Annotated in this window: 17 protein-coding genes; 14 read left to right on the forward strand and 3 right to left on the reverse strand. The window is 56.0% G+C overall.

Going from position 1 to position 20,717, the window contains the following annotated elements; genetic code table 11:
* Positions 1-364: 364 nt before the first annotated feature.
* From QP888_RS02760 to QP888_RS02780, 5 genes are all read left to right on the forward strand, one after another.
* Positions 365-1,813, forward strand: a complete 1,449-nt coding sequence (locus QP888_RS02760; protein WP_284812022.1) for an MFS transporter — start codon at positions 365-367, stop codon at positions 1,811-1,813.
* A gap of 86 nt (positions 1,814-1,899) precedes the next feature.
* Positions 1,900-3,219 carry a D-inositol-3-phosphate glycosyltransferase gene (gene mshA / locus QP888_RS02765; protein ID WP_284812023.1) on the forward strand — a complete coding sequence of 440 codons (1,320 nt, stop codon included), beginning with the start codon at positions 1,900-1,902 and terminating at the stop codon, positions 3,217-3,219.
* A 105-nt stretch (positions 3,220-3,324) separates the two neighbouring features.
* Positions 3,325-4,209 (forward strand): phosphoglyceromutase, encoded by an 885-nt coding sequence (locus QP888_RS02770; RefSeq protein ID WP_284812024.1) that lies wholly within the window; start codon positions 3,325-3,327, stop codon positions 4,207-4,209.
* 6 nt (positions 4,210-4,215) lie between these two features.
* Positions 4,216-5,619 carry a sensor histidine kinase gene (locus tag QP888_RS02775; RefSeq protein WP_284812025.1) on the forward strand — a complete coding sequence of 468 codons (1,404 nt, stop codon included), beginning with the start codon at positions 4,216-4,218 and terminating at the stop codon, positions 5,617-5,619.
* 197 nt (positions 5,620-5,816) lie between these two features.
* The gene (locus tag QP888_RS02780) at positions 5,817-6,518 is read left to right on the forward strand and encodes a response regulator (RefSeq protein WP_284812026.1); all 702 of its coding nucleotides are present in this window, start codon (positions 5,817-5,819) and stop codon (positions 6,516-6,518) included.
* Here the strand turns inward: QP888_RS02780 and QP888_RS02785 are convergent.
* Positions 6,515-7,432 carry a DUF3109 family protein gene (locus tag QP888_RS02785; RefSeq protein WP_284812027.1) on the reverse strand — a complete coding sequence of 306 codons (918 nt, stop codon included), beginning with the start codon at positions 7,430-7,432 and terminating at the stop codon, positions 6,515-6,517. The genes QP888_RS02780 and QP888_RS02785 overlap by 4 nt on opposite strands.
* Positions 7,433-7,465: 33 nt before the next feature.
* On the opposite strand from QP888_RS02785, the gene QP888_RS02790 reads away from it, so the two are divergent.
* The 5 genes from QP888_RS02790 to QP888_RS02810 all read left to right on the forward strand — a co-directional run bounded on the left by QP888_RS02790 (position 7,466) and on the right by QP888_RS02810 (position 11,627).
* Positions 7,466-8,395 carry a Ppx/GppA family phosphatase gene (locus QP888_RS02790; RefSeq protein WP_284812028.1) on the forward strand — a complete coding sequence of 310 codons (930 nt, stop codon included), beginning with the start codon at positions 7,466-7,468 and terminating at the stop codon, positions 8,393-8,395.
* An 11-nt stretch (positions 8,396-8,406) separates the two neighbouring features.
* Entirely contained in the window at positions 8,407-9,558 is a 1,152-nt protein-coding gene (locus tag QP888_RS02795; protein ID WP_284812029.1) for an Rv0497 family membrane protein, read from the forward strand.
* Between the two features lie 154 nt (positions 9,559-9,712).
* Entirely contained in the window at positions 9,713-10,519 is an 807-nt protein-coding gene (proC, locus tag QP888_RS02800; RefSeq protein WP_284812030.1) for a pyrroline-5-carboxylate reductase, read from the forward strand.
* 586 nt (positions 10,520-11,105) lie between these two features.
* Positions 11,106-11,297: a helix-turn-helix domain-containing protein gene (locus QP888_RS02805; protein WP_018121373.1), complete on the forward strand. Its 192-nt coding sequence runs from the start codon at positions 11,106-11,108 to the stop codon at positions 11,295-11,297.
* Between the two features lie 228 nt (positions 11,298-11,525).
* On the forward strand, positions 11,526-11,627 hold the full coding sequence (locus QP888_RS02810) for a 30S ribosomal protein bS22 (protein WP_003855542.1): 102 nt from the start codon (positions 11,526-11,528) through the stop codon (positions 11,625-11,627).
* 372 nt (positions 11,628-11,999) lie between these two features.
* Here the strand turns inward: QP888_RS02810 and QP888_RS02815 are convergent, their stop codons facing one another.
* Both QP888_RS02815 and QP888_RS02820 read right to left on the reverse strand, forming a co-directional pair.
* On the reverse strand, positions 12,000-13,706 hold the full coding sequence (locus tag QP888_RS02815) for an HNH endonuclease signature motif containing protein (RefSeq protein ID WP_284812031.1): 1,707 nt from the start codon (positions 13,704-13,706) through the stop codon (positions 12,000-12,002).
* A gap of 178 nt (positions 13,707-13,884) precedes the next feature.
* Positions 13,885-14,838, reverse strand: a complete 954-nt coding sequence (locus tag QP888_RS02820) for an HAD-IB family hydrolase (protein WP_502869103.1) — start codon at positions 14,836-14,838, stop codon at positions 13,885-13,887.
* A 569-nt stretch (positions 14,839-15,407) separates the two neighbouring features.
* On the opposite strand from QP888_RS02820, the gene QP888_RS02825 reads away from it, so the two are divergent.
* From QP888_RS02825 to QP888_RS02840, 4 genes are all read left to right on the forward strand, one after another.
* Entirely contained in the window at positions 15,408-15,626 is a 219-nt protein-coding gene (locus QP888_RS02825) for a glutaredoxin family protein (RefSeq protein ID WP_284812159.1), read from the forward strand.
* A gap of 372 nt (positions 15,627-15,998) precedes the next feature.
* Positions 15,999-17,531: a glutamyl-tRNA reductase gene (locus QP888_RS02830; protein ID WP_502869090.1), complete on the forward strand. Its 1,533-nt coding sequence runs from the start codon at positions 15,999-16,001 to the stop codon at positions 17,529-17,531.
* A gap of 109 nt (positions 17,532-17,640) precedes the next feature.
* Positions 17,641-18,534, forward strand: a complete 894-nt coding sequence (gene hemC / locus QP888_RS02835; RefSeq protein ID WP_284812033.1) for a hydroxymethylbilane synthase — start codon at positions 17,641-17,643, stop codon at positions 18,532-18,534.
* Positions 18,535-18,956: 422 nt separating this feature from the next.
* Positions 18,957-20,645 (forward strand): uroporphyrinogen-III synthase, encoded by a 1,689-nt coding sequence (locus tag QP888_RS02840; RefSeq protein WP_284812034.1) that lies wholly within the window; start codon positions 18,957-18,959, stop codon positions 20,643-20,645.
* The last annotated feature ends 72 nt before the right edge of the window (positions 20,646-20,717 follow it).

Raw genomic sequence — 20,717 nt, forward strand, 5'->3', positions numbered from 1 at the left:
TTTGTAGCGTGGTCTGTTTTGTAGTGCGGTCTGTTTTGTCCGGATTGGAGAACTCTTTCCAGTGTACTCCCGGCAACGTGGGGTGTTTCTGGGGGCTTGCGTGAATATTTATTTGAGAGTGTTCCGAATTATGAGATATATTCTCAATCCTTGGGACGATTGCCAACTTGTGGCTCGTTTAGTTGGCGGCCAGTTCACTGTGCCTGCTGGTTCGGTGTGCCTGCTGGTTCGGTGGCGGCCAGTTCGGTGCCGCCTGGTTTGGTTGCGACTGGTGCGCTGTGCTGTTTAGTCCACCGCACCGCCTAGTGAAAGCCACCTAGTGAAAGCCGCACCGCCTAGTGAAAATCGAAAACGGAGGAAACCAATGACCTCGGATACACCTATCAACTCCGAAGCATCGTCGAGATCGGCTAACCCGACCCAACCAGCGGCGAATAGTGAGTCAGGAACCAGTGGGGGACCAGCAACGACCGGCGGGCAAATTCCACGCGTCGTCGACAAGACCACCCGCCGTCGAATCATTGTGGCCTCCACGGTGGGTACCACCATTGAGTTCTACGATTTCTACGCTTATGCCACTGCCGCGGTCGCGGTATTTCCGTTCCTGTTCTTCCCAAAGAACGAAGACCCCACGGTCAGTCTGCTGGCGTCGTTTGCCACGTTCGGGCTGGCGTTTATCGCACGCCCACTCGGTTCCGTGCTATTCGGACACTTTGGAGATCGCGCCGGGCGAAAGGTGACACTCGTGGCATCCCTGCTGACGATGGGCATTGCCACCTTCATCATTGGTCTCTTGCCGACGTATGCCGCTATCGGTATTGCCGCACCTGCGCTGTTGGCGATCATGCGTTTCTGCCAGGGCCTCGGACTGGGTGGTGAATGGTCCGGCGCAGCTTTGTTGGCCACCGAAAATGCCGAACCGGGTGCGCGCGCTCGCGCAGCCATGTGGCCCCAATTAGGCGCACCACTCGGTTTTATCCTGGCCAATGGCCTTTTCCTGATCTTGGTGCTCACCATGGGGCACGAAAATGGTCAGACCGATGGAGCGTTTATGGAGTGGGGCTGGCGCATCCCATTCTTGCTTTCTGCGGTTATGGTGATCGTCGGGTTGTATGTGCGCATCAAACTAGAAGAAACCCCGGTATTCCAAGCTGCTGTCGACGGCGGTAAGAAAGCTAATTCGCCGCTGCGTGAGGCTTTCAAGACCGCATGGCGTCCAATGATCATGGGCACCGGTGTGATGCTGTCGACGTACACCTTGTTTTACCTGGTGACTACCTGGGTGTTGTCCTACGGCATTGCTGATCCCGAAAAATCCGCTGGTCTGGGGATCCCATATGTGACATTCCTGAAGATGCAGCTGCTTACCATCTTGTTCTTCGTCGTCGGTGTCCCTTTGGCCGGACGTTGGGCGGACCAAATCGGGCGCAAGCGGTTCCTCACCATTGTGTCTGTGTTGATGCTGCTGTTCGCTACGACGTTCGGTCTGCTGCTGACGCAAGGTACGGCGACGATTACCACCGTGACCTTGTGGTTGGCAGTGGGGATGTTCCTGATGGGCCTGATTTTTGGGCCCATGTCTGCAGTGTTGCCGGAGATGTTTCCGACGAATGTTCGCTACACCGGCTCTGGAATTTCCTACAACGTCAGCTCCATTTTGGGTGCTGCTATCGCGCCATTTATCGCGACCGCATTGGTCAATTCTTATGGTGTGGCCAGTGTTGGCATCTATCTCGCGGTGATTACCGGCATCACCCTGATCGCGGTGTCTTGCATGAAAGAAACCAGGGATATTGATATGCGCGAGGTCTAGCGGTCACGCTGGGGTAATAGTTCTAGGTCGCGACCTATACAAGCTCCGGTTCTGCTGTAGCACCCCAGTATCTTTAGGATGCAAGTATGCGCATCGCCATGATCTCTATGCACACCTCACCCATCGAGCAGCCGGGAATCGGCGATGCCGGGGGCATGAACGTCTACGTCTTAAATATTGCCCGCCAGCTCGCGAAACAGGGAATTGGCGTCGATATCTTCACCCGCGCCACCCGATCCTCCCAGCCGGAGGTCATGCAACTTGCCGAAAACCTCCGCGTTATCAACATCATCGCGGGCCCTTATGTCGGGTTAGAAAAAGAATCCTTGCCGACGCAGCTCGTTGCTTTCACCGGGGGCATCGTGCAGTTCGTCAACAAAGAATCCCAGTCGGCGCCCAAGCAGGAATCCCGTACGGGCTACGCCCCCTGCCACGCGCCGTACGATGCGATCCACTCCCATTATTGGCTCTCCGGCCAGGTCGGCTGGTTGCTGCGCGACCTGTGGGGCATCAGCCTCGTCCACACCGCCCACACGCTTGCGGCGGTGAAAAACGCTTACCGCTCGGCTGACGATACCGCCGAATCTGAGGCCCGGCGCATCTGCGAACAGCAACTCGTCGACAACGCCGATGCTCTCGTCGTCAACACCGACGAAGAAGCCCGCGACCTCATCGGACATTACGATGCCGAACCGTCCAAGATCGTGGTGGTCCCGCCAGGTGCCGACCTAGAACTGTTTACCCCGGGCACAGACCGCAACACCGAGCGCTCCCGACGCGAACTCGGCATCCCACTACACACGAAAGTGGTCGCTTTCGTCGGCCGACTACAGAAATTCAAAGGCCCTGAGGTGCTGATCCGCGCCACCGCCGAAATGTTCCGCCGCGAGCCGGACCGGTGCCTGCGAGTGGTGATCTGCGGTGGGCCGTCGGGAAGCGCAGCCAGCCCGGATTATTACCACAATCTTGCCTGCGAACTGGGCGTCGGCAAGTGTATCCGGTTTATCGATACCCGTCCGCCGGAGGAACTGGTGGCGGTGTATCAAGCTGCCGACCTGATTGCGGTGCCGAGTTACAACGAATCCTTTGGGCTCGTTCCCATGGAGGCGCAGGCTTGTGGCACCCCGGTGGTGGCCGCACGGGTCGGCGGCCTGCCGATTGCCGTTGCAGACGGACAGACGGGTGTGCTTGTCGACGGGCACGAGCCTGCTGATTGGGCCGATGCGCTGGCAGATTTGCTGGACGACGACGAACGCCGCGTCCAGATGGGGCAGGCAGCGGTCGGTCATGCTGCGCAGTTTTCGTGGGCGACGGCTGCCGACCGGCTAGTGGAGGTATTCCAGGATGCGATTGCAAGTGCTGACGGTGCAGCTAGGTTGCACAACCGGCAAGCCAGTGGGAATTAAAAGGGGCACTAACTGGTAACTAATGGGGAACTAAAGGGCTGAGGAGTCTGGTGAGCTCGCCGTGGCTCCGGCACTGATCCCGCCGACCGTGGCATGCTAGAAGCTATGACTGGACCTAATTCTGAAGTAAATTCTGCACCGAGTGCACCAAACGGAGTGAACGCGTCGGCACGCGGCAAGGACGCTGGCAAGAAGACCGACAACGCCAAGGGCAACAACTCTGCCTACGGCAAGCTTATCTTGCTGCGCCACGGCCAATCCACCTGGAACGAATCCAATCAGTTCACCGGCTGGGTGGATGTGGATCTGACTGCCCGCGGTGAAAACGAGGCGCGCCGGGCCGGTGAGTTGATTGCCACCGCCGGGCTGAAACCAGAAATCGTGTACACCTCGCTGCTTCGCCGCGCGATCCGTTCGGCAAATATCGCCCTGTCAGCGGCAAATCGCCACTGGATCCCGGTTGTGCGGAACTGGCGCATCAACGAACGCCACTACGGTGCCCTGCAGGGCTTGAACAAGGCGGAAACCCGCGACAAATACGGTGAGGACCAATTCATGTCGTGGCGTCGTTCCTACGACACCCCGCCACCGGAGCTTGCCGACGACTCCCAGTACTCCCAAGCTGGCGATCCGCGCTATGCGGATGTGGAAAACCCGCCCCGCACCGAGTGCTTGAAAGACGTCGTGGCCCGTGCCGTCCCGTACTTCGAATCGGAGATCCTGCCACGGCTGCGGGATGGTCAGACCGTGTTGTTGGCGGCGCACGGAAATTCGCTGCGCGCGTTGGTCAAGCACTTGGATCAGATTTCTGATGAAGATATCGCCGGGCTCAACATTCCGACCGGGATGCCACTGGTGTACGAATTTGCCGCCGACGGCAGCATCGTGAACCCGGGTGGCGATTATCTGGACCCAGAGGCCGCCCAGGCTGGTGCTGCTGCTGTGGCTAACCAGGGACAAGCACAAGCGGGCCAGGAACAGGCCAAGTAATCTCGCGTGACTACTGCGCACATTGTTCTGCTCACCGTCGCTGTGACGGTGCTAGTTATCGCCGTGATCCTGTTGCTTGGGGTTGCGGCTTTCTGGCGTGCACAAAAGTCCAACTACCTTGGTGCTCGCCTCGTCGAACGCGTGCAGCAGTACCTGCACCAGTACCATCAGCAGTCTTCCCAGGGGATGGACAACGTGGCTGCTACTGCGGCGGCTAGTGCGCATACGGAGACGGCGGCGCATGCGGATGTGACGGAGCATGCGGATGTGGCGAGTGCGGAGGCGACACAAGCGCCAATGCTGGAATCCAACCAGGTCGTGACCGTCGGCCAGATGCTGCATCTGGTGATCCAAAGTTCACCGACCGGCATTGTTGTCCTTGATCGTGATGGGGATGTCATGTTGTCGAACGCGCGGGCGCACGATATGGCGCTGGTGCATGCTCGGACCGTCGACAAGCAGGTCTGGCAGGTGGCTGCGAGCGTTTTTGACGACGAGGAAAAAGAAAACCGGTTGCTCGAGCTCGCGATACCGAAGCGTCGCACCGGCAATCGGATTTCGAACGTGCGCGCACTGGTCAAACCACTCACGCTTGTCGACGACAGGTTTGTGATCGTCTACGGCACGGATGAATCGGAAAACGTGCGTATGGAATCCGCGCGGCGAGATTTCGTCGCCAATGTCTCGCATGAACTGAAAACGCCGGTCGGTGGCATGGCGTTGTTGGCGGAGGCGTTGTTGGGATCGCCTGATGATCCAGAGCATGTGGAGTATTTTGGAAAACAATTGCAGCGCGAGGCCACGCGTATGGCCGATATGGTCAACGAGCTGATTTCTTTGTCCAAGCTGCAGGGGGCAGAAGCCCTGCCGGAGATCGAGCAGGTGTCTGTCGGCGACGTCATCAGTGCTGCGATCGTGCGTAACCAGATGGCCGCGGAGAATCACGGCATCGAATTGCACACCCCGGAGGGGGAAGCTTCTGCGGCCGGGGTTTTCGTCGCCGGAAATCGGAACTTGTTGGTCACGGCGGTATCCAATTTGGTCTCGAATGCCATTAACTATTCCCCAGATGCCACTCCAGTCACCATCAGCTGGGAGGAGGATTCCGAGGATGAAGTGTGCATTCACGTTTCTGACCAGGGTATTGGTATCGCGGCTGCGGATCAGGAACGCGTTTTTGAACGATTTTTCCGCGTAGACAAGGCGCGTTCGCGTCAGACCGGCGGCACTGGGCTGGGGTTGGCGATCGTGAAACACGTTATCGCGAACCACGGCGGCAAAATTAGTCTGCGCTCTGAGCTGGGTGAAGGCACCACATTTAGCTTGGCTTTGCCGAGGTATAAGGCTGAAACAGCAGAGACCGACCAGGATGTGGAGACCGGCCGTTCCACAAGTTCTGGACCTGATTAAGCCGTGATATAGGATGAGTAGTGTGACAAAAACCATTGTTTAAGTCACATCAGCCTGCGCAATCAGACATGACCATGCTTGTGGCTGCGTCGCTGTTTGGCTGCGTGACGGTGTGGCTGCACAATTCAGAGCGGACCAACAAGCTTAATCGACCCAAAGTACATAATCGACCCGAAGTACAAAAAGGACAAGGCCCCATGGCTACTGTTTTGATCGTTGAAGATGAAGAGTCGTTAGCCGACCCACTGGCATTTCTACTCCGCAAGGAAGGCTTTGAAACTCTGACGGCAGCTGATGGGCCGAGTGCCTTGTCGACGTTCCACTCCGAGCACGTTGACATCGTGTTGCTGGATCTGATGTTGCCGGGCATGTCGGGCACTGATGTGTGTAAGAAGATCCGGGCTACATCCCAGGTGCCGATCATCATGGTGACCGCGCGTGATTCCGAAATTGACAAGGTCCTGGGGCTGGAGCTTGGTGCCGACGATTACGTGACCAAACCGTATTCCGCCCGTGAATTAACCGCCCGCATTCGAGCGGTACTGCGCCGCGGGCCTGAAACTAGTACCAGCGAATCGGCAGCCGAGGGGGCGGTCGAAAATATCTTGGAAAGTGGATGCGTGCGCATGGATGTCGACCGCCACATCGTTTATGTTGACGGTGAAGCCGTGCCGATGCCACTGAAAGAATTCCACTTGTTGGAGTACTTGTTGGAAAACGCGGGCCGTGTGTTGACCCGCGGACAACTCATCGACCGTATCTGGGGCTCGGACTACATCGGGGACACCAAAACGATCGACGTGCATGTGAAACGTCTGCGCTCCAAGATTGAGCCGGAACCATCCCGCCCATCCCACCTGGTGACTGTGCGCGGGCTGGGCTACAAATTCGACGCCTAACTTTGTGAACCCCGATTATTCGCCGCCTCCCGGGTAGCCGGGTGCTGCGGCAGGTCCACACCTGCAGCGCGAGCCTCGTCCCGCAACTGACAATGGCTGGCCAAGATTTCGTAATTGCGCTGGCCCATCACTGCGACCAATTCCTCCCGGTGGGTTTTCCACAACGGATCCGTCGTCGTATGACACTGCGGCGCTGACGAACACCACCAATCAAACTCCTCGCCGCCATTGCCCCAGGCGCGCCGGTCGTATTCACTGATCACCGTGCGCAAAATTTCCACATCGTCGCTGCGGGTTTCATAGTCCTCATGTCGACGAATCGGCACCTGCCAGCACACCTCTGGCTTGACGACGGTCAACTCCTCACCCTCAGCTACCGCCCACTGGTGCAGCGCGCAACCTGCACCAGTTTCCCAGCCATGACGATTCGCGAAAATGCAGCCGCCGTCGACAGTGCGCGTTTTTAACGAAGGCTCCATCTCACCGTCGTCGTTTTCTTCCTCGTCCCACACCAGCCACGGCTCCAACTCGCCAGCTGGAGCTACTCCTGACAAGTGTTCCTCGGTATTGCTCGGGCGTAATTGCCAGTATTTCGCGGGCATCTCGCGGACGGCGTCGAAAAGCTGATCCTGGTCGGTCTCGTCGGCAAGAAACGCCCCATGAGTGCAACAGGCCACGTCGGTAATGCCTTCGCGGATGCCGAAACAATCCGAGGTGCCGAACTTACAGCTGTAGTGGGACTCCACCCAGGTCAGATCAATGGAAAAGACGTGCTCCGGATCGTCCGGGTTGGTGAATTCGAACCACTCCCGAGCGAAATCCGGGGCCACCTCCCGGCCAGCACGAATAGACTTGCCGGCCGGCGAGCTTGCAGGAAAACCAAGGAAAACGGAAGAAGACTGAGCGTGATTCACACTTAGACACCGTAGACCGTTTAGGCTAGACGTGTGCGATTAGGTGTAATTGACGTGGGCAGCAACACTGTCCACCTAGTAGCAGTAGATGTCCGCAATGGTGGCAGGCCCACTCCCATGAGTGATTGGAAGTCCTCCCTGAAGCTGGTGGAGCAGCTCGATGCTGACGGCAATATCCATGAACGTGGGCTGAAAAAGCTCATCTCGGCTGTCGGGGAAGCCAAAGAACTCGCCAACAAACTCGGCTGCGACGAGTTCATGCCCTTTGCGACGTCTGCGATCCGTTCCGCCACCAATTCCGCTTATGTCCTGGACGCCGTAGAAAAACACACCGGTGTGCGTTTGGAGATTTTGTCTGGTGAGGACGAAGGCAGGCTGACGTTCCTGGCGGTACGCCGGTGGTATGGCTGGTCAGCCGGGCGGATCACGAATATCGATATCGGTGGAGGCTCGCTGGAACTGTGTACGGGCACTGATGAACACCCAGATGTTGCCAGTTCGTTGGACTTGGGTGCTGGCCGGTTGACCTACAACTGGTTTGACACCGACCCGCCGGGCAAGAAAAAGATCAACACCCTGCGTGATTACATCGATGCTGAGCTCAAGGACGTCACCGCAGAGATTCGCGCGTACGGTGATCCCGGGATCGCAGTGGGAACCTCGAAGACAATCCGGTCATTGGCTCGGCTGACTGGTGCCGCGCCTTCGTCGGCAGGACCTTATGTACGGCGGAGCCTGACCGCACCGGGTCTGCGTCAGTTGATCGCTTTTATCTCCCGAATGACTGCTTCTGACCGCGCCGAACTCGAGGGCGTGAGCAGCGACCGTTCGCATCAAATTGTTGCCGGTGCTTTGGTTGCAGAGGCTAGTATGCGAGCATTAGGAATCGACGAACTCGAGATCTGCCCGTGGGCACTGCGCGAAGGCGTAATTCTGCGTCGCATTGATAAAGGACTGGAATAGGGAGAAACAGCATGTCTGACGACAAACAATTGACAGTCGCGGAATTGTTGGCTCGCGCCGGGAAAGAAGAAAGCGATGCCGACGGCACAAGCGGTGGCCGGACACGTTCTGGCAAAGAGGGCTCGGAAAAGCCCCGTCGACGTCGTCGCCGCAGTATGGAAGACGGTGGTGGTGTCTCTGTTGCGGAGCTGACCGGGTCATTCCCGAAGGTGACGGCTAAGCCCAAGGAATCGAAACATGGTTCGCCTATCGACGAGCCGGACGGGCAGGGTTCGCGGAAGGTTGAGAACGCGGCGAAGGTCGGAAACGCGGCGAAGGTCGGAAACGCGGAGAAGGCTGAGAATGCGCCGAAGGCTGAGTCGAAAGCTGCGCCGAAAACCCCGAACAAAGCCGCGGCGAATGCTCCACACAAAGCCGCTGAGCCAGCGCAAACAGCTGCCGGTCAACCGACAACAAAGCCCGGCACGCCTGGGCCGGCGTCGACATCAGCTCAAGGCAAACCAGCAACGAAGGCGACCCAGCAAGAACCAAGCGTCGACAAGAATGCTGCAACCAAGTTTGCAACTAAGCGGGTGGCACAGACCAGTCCCGCTGCAGACGAGACCGCTGAGATTTCCCGTGTCACCGATAAGAGCGACTCGAGCCAAGCGACAAGCAGTAAACAGCACGATGCTGAGTCCACAGGCGAGACTTCCAAAGTCACCGATTCACCATCGAATACGGCAAAACGAGGAGGAACGGCGTCTGCAAGCACACGTGAGCGTCGGCAAGCAGACGACGATACCTCGGAAATCCAGAGCGTTCCTGATGACGCCGTACACGATGCAGCAGCCCAACGCCATGATCAAGCCCCAGTTTATGCAGATGCTGCTGATCTCGACGACCACGATGAACCCGTCTCCGAGGGCGAAGGTATGAACCCCGTCGCGGTGATTTTGCTGGCATTGGCAGGGATTGTCGTCGGTGTGGTCGTTTTCAAGGGCTTCGAGATGCTCTGGGACGTACTCAACAATTACCTGGTTGCAGCGTTGGCTGTTGGGGTTACCGGTGTTATGGCGGGTATCGTTCATGCGCTTCGGACAGAACGAGATGGCTTGTCGATGACCCTGGCTGTCATCGTTGGCTTGTTGCTTACTTTTGGCCCGGCGGTGTTGGTACTCTAGCGCTTTTGTTAGTTCCTGCACGGGAGTTCGTGGAGAAGACGACCTCGAATAATCCGACCAGAGCGTTCGCGACGATGACCTTGAATAATGGTGAAATCCCTAGTCTGCCCCAGTGTGGTGGCTAGGGTTTTTGCTTTCTGGCATCGTAGATTGCATGACTAATATTGCAGTTTTAGGCGGAGGTCAGATCGGCGAAGCGCTAGTTTCCGGTCTTATTGCCTCTGATTACGACCCAAAATCCATTACCGTCACTAACCGTAGCGCGGATAAGTCCAAGTACTTCCAAGATAACTACGGTGTGAACACCACTTCGGACAATGATGCTGCTATCAAAGATGCAGATTATGCGTTTTTGTGCGTCAAGCCCTACCACATCATTGACCTTTTGGAAGATGTCTCTGAAACGTTGCAAGACCGGGGGGATAAGACTGTGGCAGTGTCCATGGCCGCGGGACTGACCCTCGAGGCAATGGAGAAGGCTGCTGGCAACGGCGTGCCCGTGGTGCGTGTCATGCCAAATACCCCGATGCTGGTGGGTAAAGGCACCAACGCTGCAGCACCGGGAACAAGCGTCTCCGACGAGCAGATGTCGGGTGTTTCGGAATTGCTCGAGGCAGTGGGGGAAGTTGTCATCGTCGAAGAATCCAACATGGACGCAGTTACGGCGATGTCGGGATCTTCACCAGCGTATTATTTCTTGGTTACTGAGGCACTCATTGATGCTGGTGTGCAGCTGGGGTTGAAGCGTGACGTCGCCGAGAAACTGGCTACCAATGCGGCGCACGGTGCAGGCAAGATGCTGACTGATTCAGGACGCGATCCAGCAACGCTTCGTCAGAACGTTTCATCCCCAGGTGGCACCACGGTGCATGCTCTCCGCGAACTAGAAGAATCCGGCTTGCGTGGGATGTTCTTCCGTGCTGCAGAAGCATGTGCAAACCGGTCGAAGGAACTCGGCTAATTTGGCTGAAAGTTTCACACACTAAGGCCGCAATCATTTAGGCAACGGCAAATTGGCTGCTGTGCTGTTCGTTGTAGACACAACGCCCTTGTAGACACAACGCCGTCGTACCTACCGTGCACCATAAATAACGTCGTGGTGGCGGTGTAGTACGACGGCTTTCTAATTTCTAAGAACGTAGGGGCAAGACGGGTAACGGGGCAACGGGGGAATAGACAAAAGGGGTGGGGCTAGGCCTGAATGCAGGGGCCGCGAACGACGCCAGGAGCACGCGCGGCATTAGGAATTCGAGCGAGATTCTCCACTCTATGCATTCTTGCAATCCGGTGGAATTCGCAAGGACCGGCTTTCACTTTTCAGCTAATAGTCGCAACCACTGAATCTCAGGTTTTGGCCAATAGTCGCAACCACTGGATCTCAGGTTTCAGCTGATATACGGGGGAGGTTAAGCGAAAGATGGGAATAATGTGCAGGGGTGAGTCGCAATAGTCACAAGTGACACGCTAGACTGGTTTGAGCACGTGCGTGTGAAGTCCTGCGGGAGGGGAAGCCTGCAGCGCACTACGAGCTGAAGGGTGAGATATATATGGCACATGAAGACAAGGGAACGTTTCTGACCATTGCCGAGGTCGCGGAGATGATGCGCGTCTCAAAGATGACTGTCTACCGCCTCGTGCACGCTGGTGATTTGCCGGCTGTTCGCGTGGGACGTTCTTTCCGTGTTCACGAAGAAGCCGTGAACGAGTACCTGAACTCTTCTATTTACGAGGTTGGGTAAGTTTTACACGGCTTTAGCGCGGTAGCGATTGGCGCTTTCCGCAACCGAATGTTTGGCTTTCGCGTAGTCATTTCTGATGATGACGCGGCTAGGACTCATTGGTTCGGAAAGTGCGTCGGATCTGTACGTCTGTACAGATTTGGGTAAGCTTCTTGACAATCGCTAAAGTGTTGAGCATTAGTGTCGGCAGTTTGTACACATATCAACTAAGAATTGAGGGTACTGACCATGGGTTCAGTCATTAAGAAGCGCCGTAAGCGCATGTCCAAGAAGAAGCACCGCAAGATGCTGCGTCGTACTCGCGTCCAGCGTCGTAAATTGGGTAAGTAAACTAGCCCGAATTATTCAGTTGGAGTCGGGTCGAAAACCCCTGGCTGCCAGCACGCACCCTGTGGAGCCGATGAGGATCTTGCATCTTTGTGAGATGGATGGATCCTAGTTGCCGGTTTGCCACAGGGATTTTGTGTACTTGTAGGTCTTTCTGGAGTTTAAGAGCTGAGGGAAAGCCTCGGGTCAGTAGACAAAACCTGGGTTAAACGCGAGTTAAGTAGACAAAACCTCGAGACAAGGCGCCTCAAGACAAGGCCTAGGTCTGCCTGTATCAGCTTTCGCAGCACCAATGCCATATGTGCACGCTAGCTGCGTGACATCTGCGCGTAATCTACGTCACACTTCACAAGCCTTACGAATGGCTACTAATGCCTACGCTGCTCTGTGAGAATGTGCGCCCTCCATAGGCACATTGTCTTGTGCAATTAGACGTCGAGCAGGGGCTTTACCTGCGGCAATAGTGCGGTTGATTTCGATGCTTCCCGTTTCGGGGTCGTATTTGCCGACGAGATGTCTGTCCTCTCGCCGTACCATGTGGCCCATATTCTTCTTGCCATCACGCTGGTCATTGTTCGCTCGGTGATGATAAGAGCATAGAAGCGTCAGGTTTTCGAAGTCTGTCTTTCCACCTTGGGCATAGGCAACGATATGGTGTCCTTCACAGTTCGCCGCGGGTTCTGAGCAATCTGGATGGCTACACACCAGTTGCATCGCAGTCAGAAAAGCTCGTTGGACCTGCGACATGTTTCGTACCGTCCCCGCATCGAGAAGCTGTGCCCGCCGGTTGTCTGTGATTCCGAGGTGACACTCAGAAATCCCCAGTTGCATTATTTCGGCAGGCGTCAGCGTAGCTCCTGTATCCGTATGAAATCGCGTTTTCGGGCTCATATTTAGGTAATCGTTGATAGTGCCGACGACTACTAATTGTGCAGAAACGCTTCCCGACGGCTGTGGCCGTGGTGTGGTTATAGCCGCTCCAGTGGATGAATTTGGTTGAGCATGTGGTTCTGAACTCGACTCAGGAGCCGGAATCCGGGAAGATGCGGGAGCGTGTGCCTCCGCAAGATTCGGAGTCGGACCGAAGATCGCGTCCATGAAATAATCATGGATGAACTGCGACTGAGTCCGCGTTTCGGTGATCGTGGCATCTGCCTGTCGTGCTTTCCAGACACGGGTTGCTTTTGCACGAATAGCATCAACACGAGCCGAATATGATGAATCGGTGGTAATACCGAAGTTCAACATCCCGTTGGGTAGCTCACGGGGTTGCGAGATATAGCGTTTGGAGCGTGCCGACGCACGCGAAGCGCGTTTTTTCGCTGGAGTAGAATGCGCATCTGGGTGATTATTAGCGTTTCGGATTCGTTCCCTGCACCACTGCGATAGGTCGGCGCAGTCGCGCCCTTTGAGAGCCTCCTGCATAGACTCCAGACGTACGCGATGTTTGCCCGGAACAGCCGTGTCATTCAGATGACGCAGTTCCCGATCGATGGCATCAACTTTATCCGTCGAAATTTTGCGCGTGAGCCGACGGGCCTCGGACTGCGCGTGTTTTTCCTGGCTCAACTTGTTTTTTGCCCGGCGCAGGCGTTTCGAACGTTGATTGCTCGTTTCTTGGTCGGCGGCGTCGTCGTCCGGATCGTATTCTGCGATGTGGATATGCCCATAGGCGGTCTTTGCGCGGGTTCTCATGGTATTGGCGTGAGATGTGGAATATCCCAGCTGCTTGGTATAAAAACCGCGCGAGGTTGTCGTTCCAACCAGCCTGCCTACTTCGCTACGTTCGGCGCACCAGGCGAGCGAGATCTCACTGGAACGGCGGGCGGAGACAGCTTCTGCGAGGTATTCGAGCGCCCGGGCAATCGTGGATTGATGGTCCAAATGCTTACTTTTGGACTGGGCTAGCTCGTCGGCTACATCTGCTAGCTCTGAGTCTAACTTCGCGAGGATAGATGCAATATCGGCAACTCGTCGCCAAGCATCCTCTCGTTTTTGGTTGCGCAGATGTGCGGGGCGGTTGTGTGAGTCTTGTTTTTTCGGCTTTGTTGATGTTCCAAGTAAATTTTGAAGTGGTGACATGGGAATCACGCTAACGGGGTTAAAGCGGTGCTCACAGCCACAAGCGGTAAGAATCCAAGAAAGCTGTGGATAAAATGAGTTATCCACAGCTTGGGGCAAAGCAGGGTTGCGCTAGGAGTAGTTGGCTAGGAGGAATCGGTTACGAGGATTTGGTTAGGAGGAATTAATTGGTGTGGCGCTACTTCTTCGTTGGGCCCCAGATTTTCCAACCGCCGTACGCACCATAAGAAAATAGGGCGGTGATCAGGGCAGGCAGGCCGAACGAGCGGACGGCTTTGCGCAGTGAGCGGTAGTCGTTGACTTGCCACCCACGGGATTCGGCTTCCTTGCGCAGATCGCGATCTGGATTAATAGCGACGGCTGTGCCCACCATCGTCAGCATGGGGATGTCATTAATCGAATCAGAATAGGCGGTGCAGCGCTCCAGATCGAGTTTTTCCATCGCCGCCAAAGCCGCAACCGCGTGTTTTTTACCCGGGCCGTGCAAAATATCGCCCACCAAGCGTCCGGTGAATTTGCCATCCTTCACCTCTGGAACAGTGCCCAGTGCACCCGTGAAACCGAATCGTTGGGCTAGAATCTGTGCCAGCAGCACCGGGGTTGCTGTCACGAGCCATACCTGTTGCCCAGCGGCCAGGTGCTTGTTCGCTAGCTCGCGAGTAGCCGGATAAGCCTTATCTGCCACTCGAGAGTCGACGATTTCTTGGCAAATGTCATTGAGTTCTTCAACCGTGCGGCCTCTGATAAATTCCAGCGCCAACTCACGCCCATCAGCCACGTCCGAAATGTTTTCTGAGCCGGTAACGCGGTACTTAATTTGCTTCCATGCGATGGGAACGATGTCTCGCAGGCGGAAAAACCTTTTCCGCGCTAACCCCATGGCTAAAACTACCAAAGAAGAGCCCTGGATCAGCGTGTTGTCAACATCGAAAAATGCCGCTGCGCCGGTGTCCTGTGGGATATCCGGATCCGGTTGTGTGAGCTTGAAGCTTCCTGCGGCTTCCACTGAACCCGAAACAGAAGCTACGCCCGAGTCGAATTCGGGGAGTTCAATGCCAAAGGTTTTATTGATTGCATTAGTAGCGGCCGCTTCGCCAGCTTCTTGCTGATGTGCCTCGTCCAACGGTGGCATTACCGTGTTTTCCAAAAAACGTCGTAGATTCCCGCGACTAGCAGACCATTCTGCGAGGAAATCTTCTGCCGAGTTCAGCCCGCCGCCGTCAGGATCAGACAAAAAATTCACGGTTTAAAGACTACCCGTTTATGCAAACCGTCCTACAAGAACTGCTCTACAAGAACCGCCCAACAAGAACTGCCCTACAATACGAGTAAGCCGCCATACGAGTAAGCCGCCACGGAATTGGTGGGGAAATCACTGTGAGCATTGGCCTTTGTGCGCATCGCTGCAGTGGTGGAGAAAACCAAGACACGCGAGGCGCACAATCTGGGACGATCGAAAGAGCGACGATCGAAAGACTAGAGAACCATTCACTATTAACCGAGGATTATTGACCGAGGAAGGTGGGTTGAAACATGGAATATCCCGTACGACGGACGGAGCCCGCGAATGCTGACACGAATTCAGGGACAAGGAAAGGCAGGGCAACTGAGTCTGTACCAAATTCTTCGTCAGATGCCGCCGAAGAAAGAACTTTCCGCCAGGTGTGCGATGAAGCCAATTCAGCGCATGCGGTAGAGCTTATGGTCCGTACGAATTGTGGGTCGTGTGTTCGCGTCCGTGAACAGATAGCACCAATTATTACTGCTGCTGGAGCCAGTTTAGTGGTGCGCAACGTTGACGAAGATGCTGAGCTGGCTATGGAATTCGGTGATCGTGTTCCAGTCGTAGTTCTCGACGGCGAGGAATTTTCGTGTTGGGAAGTTGATAATGAAGAATTACAGCAGGCCTTAGCTGAATAACCCGAGGGGCAGGGGTGGCCCAAAGCTTGCGGTTGATGGCTGTAGTTGATGATTACGGTTAATGACTGTGATTGATGCCCGCGGTTGATTGCAGAGACATAAAACGGCATAAAACGTCGATGAGTATCTCGCGTAATTCTTAAGCTGAGATAGAAGTAGCGAACAAAAGGGATGGGGCCGATAAAGCCGCAGTGATACATGATTCTGCTTTCGGTGGCCCCTGGGACTATCCTTTTGGTTGATATGATGGCCAGAATCGGTCGTGAAGTTCTTGAGTAGAAGCCTAATGCTGAAACCCTCAGTACAGCGTTACGCTAAACCAGGGGTGTAGCGGAACGGCAACAGCTGAATTACGAGATAGCGGAGGAAAATGTGAGCGTGCTCGTCGTGGGAATGTCCCATCGTTCGGCTCCGGTCGCTTTATTGGAGCGACTGAGCGTGGATGGCATGCAACGCGAGGAGACAGCTGCCGCGCTTGTAGCCACCCCATCGTTGACTGAGGCGATGATTATTTCGACCTGTAACCGCCTTGAGGTCTATTGCGTCACTAATTCATTCCACTCGGGCGTACAGGATGTGGTGGAGGTGCTGCATCGAGTTTCGGGGATTGATATCGATGAACTCCGCGGCTATCTCTACGTGCGATATGCGGATGCCGCCGCTGAGCACATGATGGTGGTCGCCGCGGGTCTGGATTCGATGGTGGTTGGTGAACAACAGATCATTGGCCAGGTGCGCCAGGCTTACCAACGGGCAGCAGCCGCAAACACCGCCGGGAAAACTCTTCATGCTCTTGCCCAATCTGCGTTACGCGCCGGTAAAAGGGTGCACACTGAGACCGATATCGACGAAGCCGGTGCGTCTATGGTGACGGTGGCGTTGAATGAAGCCCTGCAATACATGGACCTTTCTCCGGACAAAAAATTCGAAGTTACTACAAACCGATCCACCGCCAACCAATCCGCTGCGGCCCCTCGGACGATATCGAATGTGAATCGTGCTGACGAACCCCTGTTGATCGGCCGCACAGCTTTGGTATTAGGAGCCGGAGCCATGGCTTCGCTTGCTGCAACGCATTTGGGCCGATTGGGCGTTGACAAACTTATCGTTGCCAACCGGACACGCGAGCGTGCCGACAACCTTGTAGACCACGCGCATCAGGCCGGTGTCCGAGCAGAAGCCGTGGATTTTGCAGACCGCTATAGGGCGTACGGGGAGGTAGATATCATCGTCTCGGCAACCGGTGCCGATAATTACACCGTCGAGCGGGCATCCTTCCCTGACATACGACGCGACCACGTCGTTTTGATTGATCTGTCGTTGCCGCGGGATATCGCTGACGATACGGCAGATCTTCCAGGTGTAGACCTGGTAAATATTGAGCGGTTGCACCAGTCGTTGACGTCGCAAAGCGAAGAAGAAGACACCACAATCGGACATCAGGACGCTAAGCGGATCGTGCGCGAGGAGCTCCAGTCTTTTGCCTCAGAGCAGCGCGTGCGTGAAGTGGTGCCGGCAGTTTCGGCTCTGCGTAAACACGCCGCGGGAGTGGTTGAATGTGAAATGGCTCGGTTGCGGCAACGTCGCCCAAACATGTCAGACGATGACTTCGCGCAAGTGCAGATCGCGATTAGGCGGGCCGTCGACAAGCTGTTGCACGAGCCCACAGTACGAGCGAAAAAGCTGGCCGCGGAATCCGGCGCTGTCAGCCACGAAACTGCGCTACAAGAGATGTTTGGTCTGGAAATCGACGGTAGTCCTGTTTCGGTAGATGCAAATGAGTTGCCCTCGGTGCAGGAAGTCATCGCGATGGGCAGCAATAGCAGCAATTCAGAAGCTGAGACCTCGGCATCAACCAAATTTTCCACGTCTACCGGTTTTCACCGGCCGCCTCATCAGAGCTAGAGGGATAGACCTAGAGAGCTAGAAATAGAGAGCTAGAGCTCGAACTAGAACCAGAAAGCTAGCCTCGAACTAAAACTAGAGAGTTCTCGACACAGATAAGGAGTAGAACATGTTGCAGATCGGTACCCGTGGCTCGAAACTAGCCACCACACAGGCTGGGCATGTCCGAGACTGGATTATTGCGGCCGGTGCGCAGGCGGAGCTGAAGATTGTTAAGACTGAAGGCGATGTGAATATGGCGCCAGTCGAGCGGATTGGGGTCGGAGTCTTTACCCAAAAGCTGCGCGAGGCGTTGGCTGCCGGACAGTGTGACGTGGCAGTACACTCGTTTAAGGACTTGCCGACGGCTGCCGATGAACGATTCCACCTGGTTATCCCGAAACGCGCGGATAACCGAGAAGCACTCATTGCGCGTGATGGTATGAACCTAGATGAATTGCCAAAAGGCTCGCGTGTTGGTACCTCGGCACCTCGGAGGATTTCGCAGCTATTGGCATTGCGCCCGGATCTGGACATTCGGCCGTTGCGTGGCAATATCGAAACTCGCATGGGAAAGATCGATGATGGCGAACTCGATGCAGTGGTTTTGGCCTATGCAGGGTTAATTCGCAACGGTTACCAGGACAAAGCAACGCAGGTTTTTGCCGCGGATGAAATCATGCCGGCTCCGGCGCAGGGGGCCCTGGCTGTGGAAGTGCGTGCAGATGATGCAGAGGTAGTTGCAGTCGTCGACAAGCTCATTAGCGAGGTTGACCGGGATTGCGCATTAGCAGAACGGGTGGTTCTCAACCGTCTGGAAGCCGGGTGCACTGCGCCGGTGGCTGCCTATTCCACGTTTGCTGCAGAAACCGGGATTATTACGGCACACGGTGGGGTATTCGCATTGGATGGGAGCAAGCGATTGCGCGCCACTGCCAGTGGCACTGACCCGATTGCAATCGGTGAAGAAATTTCCCAGACGTTGCTTGCCGACGGAGCTGCGGAGCTGTTGGGTGAATCCTAAACAGCACCTGCTCGTGACCTGGACCTAACTGGTGCACGACCTATCTGGTACACGACCTAACCGGGGTACGCACGGACTGGGTTATGCCTGGACTGGGGTACGCACAGACTGGGACGTTACCGAATGAACGAACAACTCGGAGCCCGTTCGTGTTCTGCGTGAAGGCTCTCAGTCTACGTCTCGTTTGAGGTGTGGGCACAGGAATGATGTTTCGCGAGCTTGCGGCTTATTGGCAACACCCAGTGAACCCTGACTAATCCGTTTGTTTTTTAGTTTTACAGCGTCTACTTTAAGCTGGTACTACCACACGATATTGTGCTGTCATCGGTTTGGGTCCGGTTAAGGGCAAAACCACAGGTGATGGCGCCTCGTCGTGATTTATTTTTGTTTTCTGTCCGTGACCGCGCGTAGAAAAGGTCTATATGAGTAACGCCCCCTCCGTCGCACACCAAGGCAAAGTGGTGTTCGTCGGCGCCGGACCCGGCAACCCGGACCTTCTGACAGTTCGCGCTAGGGAAGTGCTCGCGTACAACGCCATTGCGGTCGCCGACTCGCAAGTGCTTGCCGGAGTACGTGAAGTTGTCGGCTCGGCACTGCCCGTGCCGCAGGAGAAACTGGATGCCGCAGAGCAAGAATATGCTCGCCTGTGTGCTGAAGCGAAAGCCCAGGGTGCGCGCAGGAAACCACCGCGTCCAGCGGCTCCCACGGCTGCAGATATTCGGGAATTTGCCGGCTCTGAACAAGTTGTAGAGCAAATGCGTTCTGCATTAACAGACGCCGACGGCAGTGACATCATCCGATTGGTCTCGGGAAATCCATTGAACCGAGAAACGATTCTGGCAGAAATTTCTGCAGTTAGTGCTGCGGGCATGGAATTCCAAGTCGTGCCCGGTATGTCACTGCCATCCACCGTGCCGTCGTTCGCGGGTTTGGCATTGGGTTCAACCTACACTGAAGCTGACATGACTGACGGCGACGTCGACTGGGATCAACTATCTGTGGCAACCCAGCCCATCGTGCTGCAAACCTTTGCCTCGGAACTCCCGACGATCGCCGAGGAACTCACAGCTCGTGGGATGAGTGTTGATACCCCCGCGTTTGTGACGGTTAACGGAACCACCCGGCTGCAACGCACTTACGAGGCCACCCTGGAAACGTTGGGCAAGTTGAATGCTGAACTTGACGGGACCTTGGTGGTGACGTTGGGGCGCAGCTTCGATGACCGGTCCAAGTATTCGTGGTGGGAAAATCGTCCGTTGTATGGGTGGCGTGTACTTGTGCCACGCACGAAGGAACAAGCAGGCCCTATGTCAGCACAGCTGGCATCCTATGGCGCTATTCCACAATTAGTGCCGACGATTTCCGTGGAACCGCCGCGAAATCCAGCCCAGATGGACCGCGCGATCAAAGGCATCGTGGAAGGCCGTTATAAGTGGGTCGTGTTCACCAGTGTGAATGCGGTCAAGGTTGTGTGGGACAAAATTGCTGACTTGGGTTTGGATGCCCGCGATTTTGCAGGTGTGCACCTGGCCGCTGTGGGAGGAAAAACCGCGGAGGCGATCCGCGAAAAAGGCATGGTGCCCGAGGCCCTGCCGAAAGCCGATTCGCAAAATGCCCATGGTCTGGTGGAATCGTTCCCACCTTATGTGGAAGATATCGACGCCGTGGGCCGTGTGCTCCTGCCACGTGCTGATATCGCTGGCGACGCTTTGGTGGAAGGCCTGGAGGCGCTGGGCTGGGAAGTCGATGACGTGGTGGCCTACCGGACTGTGCGCGCAGCCCCGCCGTCGGCGGAAACCCGCGACATGATCAAAACTGGTGGTTTCGATGCGGTGGCGTTCACGTCCGGATCAACAGTGCGCAACCTCGTAGGAATCGCTGGTAAACCACATCAGCGTACGATCATCGCTTGTATTGGGCCGATGGCGAAAGCGGCGGCAGAAGAGGTGGGGTTGCGTGTCGACGTGGTCCCTGAAGTTGCCGATGTTCCGCATCTTATCGACGCTTTGGCGGATCACGTTGCGCACTTGCGCGCGACCGGTAACTTGCCGGCTCCGAGGAAAAAACGCCGTACGCGGCGGAAGGCTGCTTCGTCGACAAGCCTGAGCTAAGGCTCGGTATTAACATTTAGCCTAGAGCCTGCCCTGTCCCATACCGATCGTGCCCTAACGTCGATTCTGCTC

The sequence above is a fragment of the Corynebacterium sp. MSK297 genome, assembly GCF_030232885.1.
Classification (GTDB): Bacteria; Actinomycetota; Actinomycetes; order Mycobacteriales; family Mycobacteriaceae; genus Corynebacterium.